The 13,937-nt window shown below is 58.1% G+C and carries 14 protein-coding genes and 5 tRNA genes; 14 read left to right on the top strand and 5 right to left on the bottom strand.

The window, feature by feature from the left end:
- Positions 1–87: 87 nt before the first annotated feature.
- The 4 genes from pstS (at position 88) to pstB (ending at position 4,114) form a co-directional block, all read left to right on the top strand.
- Entirely contained in the window at positions 88–1,191 is a 1,104-nt protein-coding gene (gene pstS, locus QP324_RS02920; protein WP_284814364.1) for a phosphate ABC transporter substrate-binding protein PstS, read from the top strand.
- Positions 1,192–1,313: 122 nt separating this feature from the next.
- A complete protein-coding gene (gene pstC / locus QP324_RS02915) occupies positions 1,314–2,360 on the top strand; it encodes a phosphate ABC transporter permease subunit PstC (RefSeq protein WP_284814362.1) in 1,047 nt (348 codons plus the stop codon).
- Between the two features lie 14 nt (positions 2,361–2,374).
- Entirely contained in the window at positions 2,375–3,289 is a 915-nt protein-coding gene (gene pstA / locus QP324_RS02910) for a phosphate ABC transporter permease PstA (protein WP_239273290.1), read from the top strand.
- Positions 3,290–3,340: 51 nt separating this feature from the next.
- Positions 3,341–4,114, top strand: a complete 774-nt coding sequence (gene pstB, locus QP324_RS02905) for a phosphate ABC transporter ATP-binding protein PstB (protein WP_023019857.1) — start codon at positions 3,341–3,343, stop codon at positions 4,112–4,114.
- Positions 4,115–4,186: 72 nt separating this feature from the next.
- Here pstB and phoU read toward each other — a convergent pair whose 3' ends face one another.
- Together phoU and dusB are read right to left on the bottom strand one after the other, a co-directional pair.
- The gene (gene phoU / locus QP324_RS02900) at positions 4,187–4,915 is read right to left on the bottom strand and encodes a phosphate signaling complex protein PhoU (RefSeq protein ID WP_239278187.1); all 729 of its coding nucleotides are present in this window, start codon (positions 4,913–4,915) and stop codon (positions 4,187–4,189) included.
- A 101-nt stretch (positions 4,916–5,016) separates the two neighbouring features.
- The gene (gene dusB, locus QP324_RS02895) at positions 5,017–6,162 is read right to left on the bottom strand and encodes a tRNA dihydrouridine synthase DusB (RefSeq protein WP_284814360.1); all 1,146 of its coding nucleotides are present in this window, start codon (positions 6,160–6,162) and stop codon (positions 5,017–5,019) included.
- Positions 6,163–6,353: 191 nt separating this feature from the next.
- Here dusB and QP324_RS02890 point away from each other — a divergent pair, with 191 nt between their 5' ends.
- On the top strand, positions 6,354–7,856 hold the full coding sequence (locus QP324_RS02890; RefSeq protein ID WP_239278185.1) for an acetyl-CoA hydrolase/transferase family protein: 1,503 nt from the start codon (positions 6,354–6,356) through the stop codon (positions 7,854–7,856).
- A 109-nt stretch (positions 7,857–7,965) separates the two neighbouring features.
- A tRNA-Lys gene (locus tag QP324_RS02885) sits at positions 7,966–8,038 on the top strand.
- A 31-nt stretch (positions 8,039–8,069) separates the two neighbouring features.
- Here QP324_RS02885 and QP324_RS02880 read toward each other — a convergent pair.
- Entirely contained in the window at positions 8,070–8,402 is a 333-nt protein-coding gene (locus QP324_RS02880) for a metal-sensitive transcriptional regulator (RefSeq protein ID WP_005325826.1), read from the bottom strand.
- Between the two features lie 82 nt (positions 8,403–8,484).
- On the opposite strand from QP324_RS02880, the gene QP324_RS02875 reads away from it, so the two are divergent.
- From QP324_RS02875 to QP324_RS02850, 6 genes are all read left to right on the top strand, one after another.
- A tRNA-Glu gene (locus tag QP324_RS02875) sits at positions 8,485–8,560 on the top strand.
- Positions 8,561–8,595: 35 nt separating this feature from the next.
- Positions 8,596–8,669 (top strand) — tRNA-Asp (locus QP324_RS02870).
- Positions 8,670–8,727: 58 nt separating this feature from the next.
- On the top strand, positions 8,728–9,042 hold the full coding sequence (locus QP324_RS02865; RefSeq protein WP_284814356.1) for a DUF4288 domain-containing protein: 315 nt from the start codon (positions 8,728–8,730) through the stop codon (positions 9,040–9,042).
- An 85-nt stretch (positions 9,043–9,127) separates the two neighbouring features.
- Positions 9,128–9,201 (top strand) — tRNA-Asp (locus QP324_RS02860).
- A gap of 19 nt (positions 9,202–9,220) precedes the next feature.
- Positions 9,221–9,293, top strand: a tRNA-Phe gene (locus QP324_RS02855).
- Between the two features lie 49 nt (positions 9,294–9,342).
- Positions 9,343–9,633: a GNAT family N-acetyltransferase gene (locus QP324_RS02850; RefSeq protein WP_284814354.1), complete on the top strand. Its 291-nt coding sequence runs from the start codon at positions 9,343–9,345 to the stop codon at positions 9,631–9,633.
- A 40-nt stretch (positions 9,634–9,673) separates the two neighbouring features.
- On the opposite strand, the gene epsC is transcribed toward QP324_RS02850, so the two are convergent.
- Positions 9,674–10,237 (bottom strand): serine O-acetyltransferase EpsC, encoded by a 564-nt coding sequence (gene epsC / locus QP324_RS02845; protein WP_034668818.1) that lies wholly within the window; start codon positions 10,235–10,237, stop codon positions 9,674–9,676.
- 70 nt (positions 10,238–10,307) lie between these two features.
- Positions 10,308–11,243, bottom strand: a complete 936-nt coding sequence (gene cysK / locus QP324_RS02840; RefSeq protein ID WP_239193344.1) for a cysteine synthase A — start codon at positions 11,241–11,243, stop codon at positions 10,308–10,310.
- A 264-nt stretch (positions 11,244–11,507) separates the two neighbouring features.
- Here cysK and ramA point away from each other — a divergent pair, with 264 nt between their 5' ends.
- Together ramA and murA are read left to right on the top strand one after the other, a co-directional pair.
- A complete protein-coding gene (gene ramA, locus QP324_RS02835) occupies positions 11,508–12,347 on the top strand; it encodes an acetate metabolism transcriptional regulator RamA (RefSeq protein WP_005325834.1) in 840 nt (279 codons plus the stop codon).
- 21 nt (positions 12,348–12,368) lie between these two features.
- Positions 12,369–13,637, top strand: a complete 1,269-nt coding sequence (gene murA, locus QP324_RS02830) for a UDP-N-acetylglucosamine 1-carboxyvinyltransferase (RefSeq protein WP_239278180.1) — start codon at positions 12,369–12,371, stop codon at positions 13,635–13,637.
- Positions 13,638–13,937 lie beyond the last annotated feature (300 nt).

The raw sequence follows: 13,937 nt of genomic DNA, 5'->3' as shown, positions 1-13,937 counted from the left end.
GCGGAGCGGAATGCAGGAAATATCTCTCTAGGAGATGCGGTTTCCTCGGACAATCAATCTCTGATCTGCACCGGAAAGGGTTTTCCCGTGATTCGCAACTTCAAGCGCACTGCCGCAATCTTCGGCATCGTAGCCGCAACCTCCACCGCTCTCGTAGCTTGCTCTGAGGAGTCTGGCTCCTCCTCCGACTCCGCTGGCGGCGAGGACGTCTCCGGCGAGCTCGTCGGCGACGGCGCATCCTCCCAGCAGAACGCAATGTCCTACTTCCAGACTGCGTTCTCCGAGGATCACCCAGACGCTTCCCTGTCCTACAACGCTTCCGGTTCCGGCGCCGGCGTTGAGGCCTTCACCAACGGCCAGGCTGACTTCGCTGGTTCTGACTCCGCTCTGAAGGAAGACGAGGGCGAGGTTGAGGCTGCCGCTGAGCGTTGCGACGGCAACGAGGCATGGCACCTGCCAACCACCATTGGTCCGGTTGCCATCGCCTACAACCTGGGGGACACCGAGATTAACCTCTCCACCGAAACCCTGGGCAAGATCTTCAAGGGTGACATCAAGAAGTGGAACGACGAGGCTATCGCCGCTGACAACGAGGGCACTGACCTGCCGGACAAGGACATCACCGTCATCTTCCGTTCTGACGAGTCCGGTACCTCCGCAAACTTCCAGAAGTTCCTCAAGGCCGCTACCGGTGACTGGGACTCCGAGGGCAAGCAGTTCCCAGACGCTGTTGGTGAGGGTGCTAACGGCTCCTCCGGCGTTGCTGACCAGGTTGCAAGCATCGATGGTGCTATCACTTACGTCGAGGCTGGCTTCGCAGACCAGAAGGAAGGCGAGGGCGTCAAGAAGGCCAAGATCGACTTCGGCCACGGCCCGGTTGAGCTGTCCACCGAGTCCGTCAACAAGGCTCTGGAGAACCTGGAGTTCAAGAAGACCGACTCCGAGCACAACATGGTTGTTGACTCCGAGGCACTGTTCTCCTCCGACAACGAGGGTGCATACCCGCTCATCCTGACCACCTACAACATCGTTTGCTCCAAGGGCTACGATGAGGAGACCTCCAAGCTGGTCAAGTCCTTCTTCACCACCGTCCTGGACCACCAGGATGACCAGCTGGCTGAGCAGGGCTTCATCCCAGTTGAGGGCGCACACCTGGACAAGCTGAAGGCTGCTGTTGACGCTCTGCAGTAAGCGCTAAAGCTGCAATAGCTTAATACCTCCCCGCCCCCACTGCCGCACACGATTCGCGCTTTGGGGGCACAGGTATGTAACGATATTTTCCATTTTTAACGCTGAAAAGGATTAACAGTCTCATGGCAGACAATAATCTCACCACGGCTCCAGAGCAGGTGGACCCGAACGTCACCTCTGCCGAGCGAGTCTCCAACAGCGGACACGGCGAGGTAGTTGCCACCAGCTCCAATAGCGGCGTTAAGCGCCCGGGTGACCGTATCTTCGAGTTCCTGTCCACTGCTTCGGCAACCCTTATCACCGTCATGATTGCCGCCATTGCCGCCTTCCTGCTCTGGCGTGCGGTTCCCGCACTGGGAGTCAACGACGGCGGCCTCATGGGCTTTTTCACTTACGGTGGCCGCTGGGAGACCTCCGATACCTCCGCGATGAAGTTCGGTATCCCAACCATGTTCGGTACCACCGTTCTCATCTCCGTCTTCGCCCTCCTGCTGGCTATGCCGGTGGCCCTAGCCATCGCCATCTTCCTGTCCAACTACGCGCCTGCCCGCTTGGTTAAGCCGCTCGGCTTCCTCGTGGACATGCTCGCTGCAGTTCCGTCCATCGTCTACGGCCTGTGGGGTTGGCAGGTTCTTGGCCCGGCACTGTCCGGCTTCTACTCCTGGCTGGAATCCTGGGCCGGTGGCTTCTTCCTATTCCACGTCTTCGATAACTCGCCGTCGTTTGCAACCGGCCGCAACCTGTTTACCGGTGGCATCGTGCTTGCCGTGATGATTCTGCCGATCATCGCCGCTACCGCCCGCGAGGTCTTCGTACAGACCCCTCCGGGCCAGGTGGAATCTGCCCTGGCTCTGGGCGCTACCCGCTGGGAAGTTATCCGCATGACCGTTCTTCCATTCGGCATGTCCGGCTACATCGCCGGCTCTATGCTCGGCCTGGGCCGTGCACTGGGTGAGACCATGGCGCTGTACATGGTTGTATCCCCGCTGATTGACTTCCGCTTCTCGCTTTTCGACGGCGGCACGACCTTCGCCACGGCCATCGCCCTGGCATCTGCCGAGTTCGGTAACGAGATGCGTGCTGGTGCCTACATCGCCGCCGGCCTCATGCTGTTCTTGCTGACCTTCGTGGTCAACGCAATTGCCCGCGCCATCGTGAAGAGTAAGTAAGGAGGGGAGGATCAATGACTACGACTACTAATGCCAAGCCTGCCTCCCAAGGCGGCGCGACCTTCCTGGACATCTCCGGCTCCCGCAAGATGACCAATAACATCGCCACCGCGGTGGTCTGGGGCGCAATGATTCTGGCCATGGTTCCGCTGGTATGGGTTCTGTGGGAACTCATCGCCCGCGGCAGTGGCGTCATCCTCAACCCTGAGTGGTGGACCGCTTCCCAGCGCGGCATCATGAATAGCTCTTCTGGTGGCGGTGCCGCTCACGCCATCGTGGGTACCTTTGTCCAGACCATTCTGGCCTCCATTATCTCTATCCCGATCGGCATCTTTACCGCCATCTACTTGGTGGAGTACTCCAAGGGCGGCTGGCTCGGCCGCATCACCACCTTCATGGTGGACATCCTGTCCGGTGTGCCTTCCATCGTTGCGGCCCTGTTCATCTTCGCCATGTGGATCACCCTGTTCGGCTTCGGCCGCTCCGGCTTCGCCGTGGCGCTGTCCCTGGTGCTGCTGATGATTCCGATTGTGGTGCGCAATACCGAAGAGATGCTACGCGTGGTCCCCATGGATCTGCGTGAGGCGTCCTACGCACTCGGCGTTCCGAAGTGGAAGACCATCGCCCGCATCGTTCTGCCTACCGCACTGTCCGGCATCGTCACCGGCATCATGCTGGCGATTGCTCGCGTGATGGGTGAGTCCTCGCCGGTGCTGGTCTTGGTTGGTTCCTCCTCCGTCATCAACTGGGATGCCTTCAAGGGCTCTCAGTCCTCGCTCCCGCTGATGATGCTGGATATGTATAAGGCCGGCGCACAGCCCGCCGTACTGGACAAGCTCTGGGGAGCAGCGTTGACGCTGGTTATCCTCATCGCCGTCCTCAACATTGCGGCCCGCATCGTTTCCGCGAAGTTCTCGGTTAAGAAGTAAACGCCGTACCACTCGATTCCGCCATACACTTGCTAGAGGAGAAACTCCCAAATGTCTAAGCTCGCGCTCAATGACGTGAACATTTTTTACGGCGACTTCCACGCTGTGCAGAACGTGAACATGCAGATCCCGGCCCAGGCCGTGACCGCATTCATCGGCCCTTCCGGCTGTGGTAAGTCCACCGTGCTGCGCACCATCAACCGTATGCACGAGGTTATCCCTGGCGCCTCCGTGAAGGGTGAAATCCTGCTGGATGGCACCAATATCTACGGACCGAAGGTTGACCCGGTATCCGTACGCAACACCATCGGCATGGTCTTCCAGAAGGCAAACCCATTTCCCACGATGTCCATCGAGGACAATGTGGTGGCAGGCCTGAAGCTGTCCGGTGAAAAGAACAAGAAGAAGCTCAAGGAAGTTGCGGAGAAGTCCCTGCGCGGCGCCAACCTGTGGGATGAGGTTAAGGATCGCTTGGACAAGCCAGGCGGTGGCCTCTCCGGTGGTCAGCAGCAGCGTCTGTGCATCGCCCGCGCTATCGCCGTGGAGCCAGAGGTATTGCTCATGGACGAGCCTTGTTCCGCACTGGATCCGATTTCCACCCTCGCCGTGGAGGACCTCATCCATGAGCTGAAGGAAAACTTCACCATCGTTATCGTGACCCACAACATGCAGCAGGCAGCCCGCGTGTCCGATAAGACCGGCTTCTTCTCCCTAGAAGCAACCGGTAAGCCGGGCCACCTGGTGGAGTTCGACGACACCACCAAGATCTTCGAGAATCCTTCTCAGAAGGAGACCGAGGATTACATCTCTGGCCGCTTTGGCTAAAGAGTAAGAGAGATTGTCCGAGAAGAAGGGGGCCGGTTTGCACCGGCCCCCTTCTTTGGCGCTTAAATCCGTCTAACGGCGAAACTGACGCTCGAGTTCTGCCATCCGTGCTTCAAATTCGGCGTCCTTTTTGTCCTCCTCTAGCTTCTTGGCGTAGACATTGGGCAAAAGACCCGTGGTCAGATAGATGATGTGGCCGGCCACGGAGACGCAGTGGTCCGCATAGCGCTCGTAGTAGCGCGTAATTTGTGAGGTCTCAACGGCTTCGCGCACGCTGCCTTCCCATTCGCGCTGCGTCAGGATGCGCAGAATATGGGAGTTGATATCATCCACTGCATCATCGTCGGCACGGAGGTTGACGGACAAATCCGCATCAGGGGTGACGAGGATATCGTGCAGCACCGACCCCATTTCTTCAGTGAGGCGGTACATCTCCTCGAAGTAGCCGATGTAATTCGCCGGTACCACGGCGTCAGGGTGGCGGCGGCGCGCGGAGTCCGCGATGTGCTGGGAAAGCCGGCCCATGCGGTAGAGATCCTCCACGATATAAATCGAGGAGACCACCTGACGGAGGTCCTGCGCCATGGGGTTTTCCAGCGCCAAAAGTGTTACAGCACGCTCAGAGCACCTAACGCGGATCTCATCTAGCTCCTCAGTCATGGTGAGGGCATCTTCCGCGGAGTCCAAGGCGCCTTGCAGTAGTGCCTGCGAAGCCTTATCCAAGATGGTGCGCACGGTATCGCACATCACGATGAGGTCATGGGAGAAGTTATCTAAGTGTTCCCTGTAGGCGGCACGCATGCCAAAGATAATAGCGAAAACTTTTCGCTTTTGCGCAACTTAAGAAGGGGTTAAATGCACGATTCCTGTATGTATTTAGCTGCTCTTCTATCGCTGTCAGGCTATCCGCCGGAATTCATAATGTCCGCAGCAACGGGAACGCAATCATCCTCGGGGTCGTCGAGCCAACCATCCGGCAAAGCCACCTTGGATGGCGAGCCCTTGCGGCCGCGGGCCCCGTCGGCGTCGGCAGCCAGGGCATCGGACTCTGCCCAAGGTGCAAGTAGCTCACGCAAGGCATCGAGGGAATTGACCTTGGCTAAGCCCGCGCGGACCTGGCCGCCAACTGGGAAACCACGCAGGTACCAACCGATGTGTTTGCGGATATCGCGGGAAGCATTGTCCTCGCCATCGTGCTCCGCCAATAGCTCCGCGTGGCGGAGGATTACCTGGGTGACCTCGCCCAGTGTGGGCTCTGCCGGAATGGACTCGCCGCGCAGTGCGGCGCCGAGCTCGGCAAAAAGCCACGGGCGGCCAAGGCAGCCGCGGCCTACCTGCACGCCGTCGCAGCCGGTTTGTTCCATCATGCGGCGGGCATCCTCGGCACGGAAGATATCGCCATTGCCCAGCACTGGCACCCCAGTATCCGCCAAGTGCTCCTTGAGGCGCGCGATTTCGTCCCATCGTGCTTCGCCAGAGTAGCGCTGAGCGGCGGTGCGGCCGTGCAGGGTAACGGCGGCGGCGCCGGACTCGACGGCGATGCGCCCGGCGTCGAGATGCGTATGGTGCTCGTCGTCAATGCCCACGCGCATTTTTACCGTGACCGGGATATTGGTGCCCTCTGTGGCCTTGACCGCGGCGGAGACGATATTGCCAAAGAGGCGTCGCTTATAAGGCAGCGCGGAACCGCCACCGCGGCGGGTCACCTTCGGAACCGGGCAACCAAAGTTCATATCGATGTGGTCCGCTAGGTTTTCGTCGACGATCATCTTCGCGGCTTTATAGGTATATTCCGGATCCACCGTATAGATCTGTAAGGAACGAGGATCTTCCTGCGGCGCAAAGGTGGTCATGTGCAGCGTCTTTTCATTGCGCTCTACCAGTGCACGGGCGGTGACCATCTCGCAGACGTAAAGGCCCGACACCGTGCCGGTGCGCGCCAACTCCTGCTCGCGACACAACGTGCGGAAGGCAACGTTGGTTACCCCCGCCATCGGGGCGAGGATGACGGGGGAGGAGAGATCGTAGTGTCCAATGCGCAAATTCACGCCCCAATTGTGCTAGTTAACGGGGGAAAATAGCAACCGGGTCCACAGTGGCGCCGTTCCCTATTTCTGTTTTATGGGGTAGGGGTCACACAAAAGTGGTGGAAATCTTGCAAAGATTCGCTAATGTGGGCTGTGTAACTAATTAGAACGGCCGTTATTTTGGCTGGCCCCTTAATGAAGGAGGATTACCCTTGTCCGAGAGAATCGCGTACGCCCCATTTGAGAAGCTCGTGGTATCTGCAGAAGAGGCTGCTCAGCACGTTAACCACGGTGACCGCGTGGGCATTTCCGGCTTCACCGGTGCTGGCTACCCCAAGGGCCTGCCCACCGCCATTGCAGAGAAGGCCAAGGCTCTACATGAAAAGGGCGAGGAATTTAAGATCGACGTCTTCTCCGGCGCTTCCACCGCCCCGGACTGCGATGGCGTTCTGGCGGAAGCTGAGGCGATTCGCTTCCGCTCTCCTTATAACTCCGATCCCACGCTGCGTAAGCAGTTCAATGATGGCACTGCGCTTTACCAGGATATCCACCTGTCTCACTCGGGCCAGCAGGTAGAAGAGGGCTTCTACGGTGACTTCCAGGTGGCCATTATTGAGGCCGTGCGCATTACCGAAGAAGGCCACGTGGTGCCGTCCTCCGCGGTGGGCAATAACCTCGAGTTCATCGAGGCTGCCGATAAGATCATCATCGAGATCAATGAGTGGCAGTCCATCAACCTCGAGGGCATGCACGATATCTACCGCATTGAAAAGCTGCCTAATCGCCAGCCCATCCCTATCACTAAGCCGGGCGACCGCATCGGTACCACCTACATGGAGGTGCCGGAGGACAAGGTTGTTGCAGTGGTTAAGACCGATGCCCCGGACCGCAACGCACCATTCAAGGAACCGGACGAGGTTTCCGAGAAAATCGCCGCCAACTTCATCGAGTTCCTCGAGGGGGAGGTCGCCGCTGGTCGCCTTGAGTATGACAAGTTCATCATGCAATCCGGCGTGGGCAACGTCCCCAACGCCGTGATGGCCGGCCTTTTGGATTCCAAGTTTGAGAATATTCAGGCCTATACCGAGGTCATTCAGGATGGCATGCTCGATCTCATCGATGCGGGCAAGATGACCATGGCTTCCGCTACCTCCTTCGCGCTGTCCCCGGACTACGCGGAGAAGATGAATGCGGAAGCAGAGCGCTACCGCGAGCACATTATTCTGCGCCCACAGCAGGTCTCTAACCATCCAGAGGTCATCCGTCGCGTCGGCCTGATTTCTTCCAATGGCATGATTGAGGCCGATATCTACGGCAACATCAACTCCACCAACGTATCCGGCTCCCGCATCATGAACGGCACCGGCGGCTCGGGTGACTTCACCCGCAACGCTTATATCTCCACCTTCGTTTCCCCGTCCGTGGCCAAGGACGGCGCAATTTCCGCGCTGGTTCCGTTCGTGTCCCACACGGATCACACCGAGCACGACACCATGGTCATCATTACTGAGTACGGTGTAGCTGACCTGCGCGGGCTGGCTCCAAAGGAGCGCGTGGAGAAGGTCATCTCCGTGGCACACCCGGATTACCGTCCGTTGCTCGAGGACTACTTCAACCGTGCGAAGGAAAACAAGTTCCAGCACACCCCACACGATTTGAAGACTGCCTTTGACTTCCAGGTCCGCTTCATGGAGAAGGGCGATATGCGCGGCTAATGTAGCCACGCTTTGGCAGGCGCTCAGCGGCGAGCTGGGCGCCTTTCGCTTGCCGACGCCCCCCTAATTAGGACTTTACAAATACCACAAGCTAAAATGTAGCGACGTTGGGCCTTTAGCTCAGTTGGTAGAGCTACGGACTTTTAATCCGCAGGTCGTGGGTTCGATCCCCACAGGGCCCACAACTGGAGCCACCTTTTTGGGTGGCTCCTTTTAGTTTTTCACCATCTTCTTAATGGCGCGCATGGCCTCTTCTAGCTTCTCGGTGGCTACCTCACCGTCCTCGGCGGCGGCACCGGCCACACAGTGCTCAATATGGTCTTCTAGGAGCGCTAGCGAGACATTTTCCAACGCCGACTTCACCGCCGAAATCTGGGTAATGATGTCGATGCAGTATTGGTCTTCCTCGACCATGCGGTGGATGCCGCGCGCCTGCCCCTCAATGCGCTTGAGCCTGGCGAGGTAGCGATCCTTGCTCTTCGAATCCGCGTTATATCCGTGTACGTGCGGCTCGTGGCAGGAGCACGTTTGATGCTGGTCAGACATGGTTCCTAATCTTTCTGGGGGAGCGATTTTGTAACTAGGTGAGGTCTCCAGTATATTTCTAGAAGTCGCCTTAGCGCGACGGGCCCCCATCGTCTAGCGGCCTAGGACACTGCCCTTTCACGGCAGCGGCACGGGTTCGAATCCCGTTGGGGGTACCAACACGAAAGTGTTGGTCCGAATTAAATATTCGATTGGCCTTGTGGCGCAGTTGGTTAGCGCGCCGCCCTGTCACGGCGGAGGTCGCGGGTTCAAGTCCCGTCAAGGTCGCAGAATGAGCAGCAATCGCTTCGGCGGTTGCTGCTTTTGGTTTTGTTAAGCTGGCGCCATGGAGCCATACGTGGGAATTGCTGTCTTTGAACTTGCCTCCGAAAGCTCGGAGCATTCTAGCTTCTTCCGAGAGGATTTCTTTCTCGTCTATGCGGACTCGGATGAGGAGGCGTACCGGAAGGTCGAGGCACGGGCCCATGAGCAAGAATATGAGGGCCTGTGGCTGCGCCACATTGTCGACGTCGCGCCCACCCTCTACGGCCATGTGGATCGAGATTGTGACCTCTATTCGCGGCATTTTTCCGCGCTGGAAGACTACGAGCGCTTCGAGATGAACTTGGGCGGAAAGGATCCACTTTCACCGCCTAAATAGCGTTCTGACGTGCAGATTTGGTGAGTCTTGGGAGTCTTCTGTAAAGTATCTATCCGTGCCCAAGAGCACACACATAATTAAAAATGGCCCTGTGGCGCAGTTGGTTAGCGCGCCGCCCTGTCACGGCGGAGGTCGCGGGTTCAAGTCCCGTCAGGGTCGCGGAAACCTTCGGGTTTCTGGCCAGATAGCTCAGTCGGTAGAGCACACGCCTGAAAAGTGTGGGGTCGCCAGTTCGATCCTGGCTCTGGCCACAATAATGGCTCCTCGTAAGAGGGGCCATTTTTGCTTTAGTATGGGCACATGGAACACGCTATTGCACACCAGACCGATAATTCCCGTTACGTCCTTACCGTGGACGGTGTCGAGGCAGGCTCGTGCCACTATGTAGACGCAGACACGACCCGCGAGTTCAACCACACGGTCATCAAGGATGCTTTCCGTGGCCAAGGATTGTCCGCGCCGCTGATTAAGGCCGCGCTTGACGACGCCCGGGGCGTCGGCAAGCAAGTCATTGCTTCCTGCTCCGCAGTGGCGCACTTTATAGAAAAGAATCCCGAATACCGCGACCTACTGCGCCCAGAAGGCATATAAAAAGCGGCCCACAGTTGCCTGTGAGCCGCTGGGAGAGAATTTAGATGTAGTAGTCGGGGTCAACCAGTTTGATGCGCTCATTCGGGTTGCGTGGACGGTTCTTGGCCGGAATGCCCACCGCGATATTTTCGGCGGGAACATCCTTCGTCACCACGGCATTGGCGCCAATGGCCGAACCTTCACCGATCGTAATGGGGCCGAGCACCTTGGCGCCCGCACCGATAGTGACATTGTCTTCGATAGTGGGGTGGCGCTTGGTCTGGGTAAGGACCTGGCCGCCGAGGGTGACGCCATGGTAGAGCATGACGCCATCGCCAATCTCTGCGGTTTCACCAATGACGATGCCCATGCCATGGTCAATAAAGAACCGGCGGCCGATAGTGGCGCCAGGGTGGATCTCCACGCCGGTAAAGAAGCGGTTAATCTGCGCCAAGATGCGCGCGGGCCCGCGCAGCCCGCGCTTCCACATCCAGTGCGAAATGCGGTGAGACCACACCGCGTGGAGACCGGAGTAAACTACTGCATTTTCGACGTCGCCACGTGCGGCCGGATCGTGATCTCTTGCATTTGCTAAGTCTTCACGGATGTAGCTCATAATGTTCATGCCCACATAGTACTGGCATAAAAAAGGCACCCGCCAAGGTTGGCGGGTGCTTTTATTCAAGCGAAGTAATTTAAGCTTCGCGGATGTCCTCGAAGAGGATGGTGGAGACGTAGCGCTCACCGAAGTCCGGCAGGACAACCACGATGGTCTTGCCCTCGAACTCTGGGCGCTCCGCCAGCTTCAGAGCTGCGGAAACGTTGGCGCCGGCGGAGATGCCAACCAGCAGGCCTTCCTGGGTAGCCAGGTCGCGGGATGCCTTGATGGACTCCTCGGTGGTGGCGGTAAAGACTTCGTCGAGAAGCTCGCGGTCAAGTACCTCAGGAACGAAGTTAGCGCCGATGCCCTGAATCTTGTGCGGGCCAGCGTGGCCTTCAGACAGGACAGGGGAATCGGACGGCTCAACCGCAGCCAAGTGCAGGTCCGGGTTCTTGGACTTCAGGAAGCGGCCCACACCGGTAACGGTGCCGCCGGTGCCTACGCCAGCAACGAAGGCGTCAACCTTACCCTCGGCGTCTTCCCAAATCTCTGGGCCGGTGGTTTCCTCGTGAATCTTCGGGTTTGCCTCGTTGGCGAACTGTGCGGCAAGGATGGCGTTATCGGTCTCGGCGACGATTTCATTCGCCTTGTCGACGGCTCCCTGCATGCCAGCCGCACCAGGGGTCAGTACGATTTCTGCGCCGTAAGCGCGCAGCAGCACCTTGCGCTCATTGGACATGGTCTCCGGCATGGTCAGAATGACCTTGTAGCCCAAGGTGGCGCCAGCCAGCGCCAGGGCGATGCCGGTATTGCCGGAGGTGGCCTCCACGATGGTGCCGCCCGGCTTGAGCTGGCCGGACTTTTCAGCGGCCTCAACGATGGCCTTGCCGATACGGTCCTTGACGGAATTTGCCGGGTTAAAAGACTCCACCTTGGCAAGCACGGTAGCGCCCTTGCCCTCGGTAAGGCGGTTCAGGCGGACCAGTGGCGTGCCGCCGATGGTTTCCATGATGTTGTTGTAGACAGCCATTTTGTGGACTCCTTTGGGAATCAGATTTGGGTTCAAATCGCGTACAACGCAAGCGTACACTACACAAGTAGACCAGTCAGTATATAAATTCTAGACCGGGCATTCGGGCATTTCATGTGGGATTGCAGCGCCGGATAAGGCGAGGGCGATTTCGAATTACCCCCACATGCTGTCTATACTTCCACTCAGTTGCCCGCTGGTCCCCAAATTCCCGGGGGAGGACGGGTACACCTGCTTGGTTACCCCCGACGAGGAAAGAGTCTCATGGAGTCGCATCGCCTCAAAGATGATGAAGAATCCGTACGCGCGGCCCTGTCGTCCCTGAAGACCGCTACAGGTATTCCGGTGACGATGTACGCCACGCTGCTGCCCGATAATCGCCTGCAGATTACACAGTGGGTGGGGCTACGCACCCCAGCGCTGCAGAATCTGATCATTGACTCTGGCGTCGGTGTAGGTGGGCGAGTGGTCAGCACTCGCCGCGCGGTAGGTGTATCCGATTACACTCGTGCCACCACCATTTCGCACGAGAACGACCGCGTGATCCAAGACGAAGGCCTGCACTCTATCGTGGCCGTGCCCGTTACGGTGCAGCGCGAAATTCGCGGCGTCCTCTACGTAGGCGTGCACTCCCCAGTTCGTTTGGGCGATAAGGTCATTGAAGAAGTGACGATGACCGCGCGCACCCTCGAGCAAGACCTGGCCGTTAATTCCGCCATGCGACGTGCCGATGGGTCCAAGGGTGGAGCGGCTCGGGGCCACGTCATGAACGGTGCCGAGTGGGAACAGGTCCGCTCCACCCACTCCAAGCTGCGCATGTTGGCCAACCGCGTAGAAGACGAAGAACTGCGCAAGGAGCTAGAGACGCTGTGTGACCAGATGGTCTCGCCGGTGCGCGTGAAGCAATCCACCAAGCTCTCCGCCCGCGAGCTCGACGTGCTCTCTTGTGTGGCCCTAGGCCACACCAACGTAGAAGCAGCTGAGGAAATGGGGATCGGCGCAGAAACCGTGAAGTCTTATTTGCGCTCGGTAATGCGCAAACTCGGTGCGCATACCCGCTACGAGGCGGTTAATGCCGCCCGTCGCATCGGCGCGTTGCCTTAAGAACCGGTAGCGTAGGCAGTTGTGAAAGATCAGTTTATTGTTTCCGGCGGTGCCCGCCTTGAGGGCACCGTTAAAGTAGATGGCGCAAAAAATAGCGTCTTGAAGCTCATGGCCGCATCCTTGCTGGCAGAGGGCACTACGACGCTGACCAACTGCCCAGAAATTCTGGACGTCCCCCTCATGAAGAAGGTTCTTGAGGGGCTCGGCTGCGAGGTAGTCATCGAGGGCTCTGAGGTCCGGATTACTACCCCTGCACAGCCGCAATCCAACGCGGATTTCGACGCGGTCCGCCAATTCCGCGCATCCGTCTGCGTGCTCGGGCCTTTGACGTCACGCTGTGGCCACGCAAAAGTAGCGTTGCCCGGTGGTGACGCGATTGGTTCCCGTCCGCTCGATATGCACCAGACCGGCTTAGAGAAGCTCGGCGCCACCACCCGTATTGAGCATGGTGCCGTCGTGGCAGAGGCTACGCACCTGCGTGGTGCGAATATCCGCCTAGACTTCCCGTCCGTAGGCGCAACCGAAAATATCCTTACCGCTGCGGTTCTCGCCGAAGGCGAAACCGTCCTCCATAATGCAGCTCGCGAGCCGGAAATCGTCGATCTGTGCACCATGCTCAAGTCCATGGGTGCCGACATCGAGGGTGAGGGAAGCTCGGTGGTGACCATCCGCGGCGTCGATAAGCTGCAGCCCGCCCAGCATGAGGTTATTGGTGACCGAATTGTGGCAGGCACGTGGGCGTATGCTGCAGCCATGACCCAGGGTGATATCACCGTGGGTGGAATTTCCCCGCGCCACCTGCACCTGCCGCTAGAAAAGCTGAAGTCCGCCGGCGCGGAACTAGAGACCTATGAGAATGGTTTCCGCGTGCGCATGGACCAGCGACCACAGGCTGTGGACTACCAGACCCTCCCATTTCCGGGATTTCCCACCGACCTGCAGCCGATGGCTATTGGCATCTCTGCTATTGCGGACGGAACGACCGTCATTACGGAGAATGTCTTTGAATCCCGTTTCCGGTTTGTGGATGAAATGCTGCGCTTGGGTGCCGACGCCCAGGTTGACGGCCACCATGTAGTAGTCCGCGGTAAAGAACGACTCTCTTCTACTCACGTGTGGAGTTCCGATATCCGTGCGGGTGCCGGTCTTGTACTTTCTGCACTATGTGCGGATGAGACCACTACGGTCCACGATGTTTTCCACATCGACCGCGGATATCCCAACTTTGTAGAAAATCTGCAGCGCCTCGGTGCCACAATTGAAAGAACTCAAGAAGAAGAGCTCTTTTAACGACATCCCCAGCACACCTTTATCCGTTGTGTGCTGGGGATTTGGCATTGTTGAAGCGGGTGGACTACATTAATCCAAGTCGCCGCGAGGTAGCCGGGAGGTTACTTCTTTGCGAATTTTGTACGGGCTTGGTTCAAGGATTTGACAGGGTTCATTGAGTTGAGTAAGTTTGTACGAGCCGCCAACGAGAGGTTAACTGGAAGTTAATTTTTTGTGGTGTGCGGATGATGTTTGAGAACTCAATAGTGTGCCAATGTACTTTTTATTTTTTGTGTGCATGGTTGTGTGTTGATTGGTTTG

Origin of the sequence: Corynebacterium sp. UMB0012, assembly GCF_030216265.1 — a bacterium.
In the GTDB taxonomy this organism is placed as follows: Bacteria; Actinomycetota; Actinomycetes; order Mycobacteriales; family Mycobacteriaceae; genus Corynebacterium.
This window is presented reverse-complemented; position numbering and strand designations above follow the sequence as displayed.

Bases quoted from the DNA above. Each gene is read 5' to 3' on its own strand.
- pstC (WP_284814362.1), top strand. From the start codon at position 1,314: ATGGCAGACAATAATCTCACCACGGCTCCAGAGCAGGTGGACCCGAAC.
- epsC (WP_034668818.1), bottom strand. From the start codon at position 10,237: ATGAACATTATGAGCTACATCCGTGAAGACTTAGCAAATGCAAGAGAT.
- QP324_RS02850 (WP_284814354.1), top strand. From the start codon at position 9,343: ATGGAACACGCTATTGCACACCAGACCGATAATTCCCGTTACGTCCTT.
- ramA (WP_005325834.1), top strand. From the start codon at position 11,508: ATGGAGTCGCATCGCCTCAAAGATGATGAAGAATCCGTACGCGCGGCC.
- QP324_RS02865 (WP_284814356.1), top strand. From the start codon at position 8,728: ATGGAGCCATACGTGGGAATTGCTGTCTTTGAACTTGCCTCCGAAAGC.
- pstB (WP_023019857.1), top strand. From the start codon at position 3,341: ATGTCTAAGCTCGCGCTCAATGACGTGAACATTTTTTACGGCGACTTC.
- pstA (WP_239273290.1), top strand. From the start codon at position 2,375: ATGACTACGACTACTAATGCCAAGCCTGCCTCCCAAGGCGGCGCGACC.
- cysK (WP_239193344.1), bottom strand. From the start codon at position 11,243: ATGGCTGTCTACAACAACATCATGGAAACCATCGGCGGCACGCCACTG.
- phoU (WP_239278187.1), bottom strand. From the start codon at position 4,915: ATGCGTGCCGCCTACAGGGAACACTTAGATAACTTCTCCCATGACCTC.
- QP324_RS02880 (WP_005325826.1), bottom strand. From the start codon at position 8,402: ATGTCTGACCAGCATCAAACGTGCTCCTGCCACGAGCCGCACGTACAC.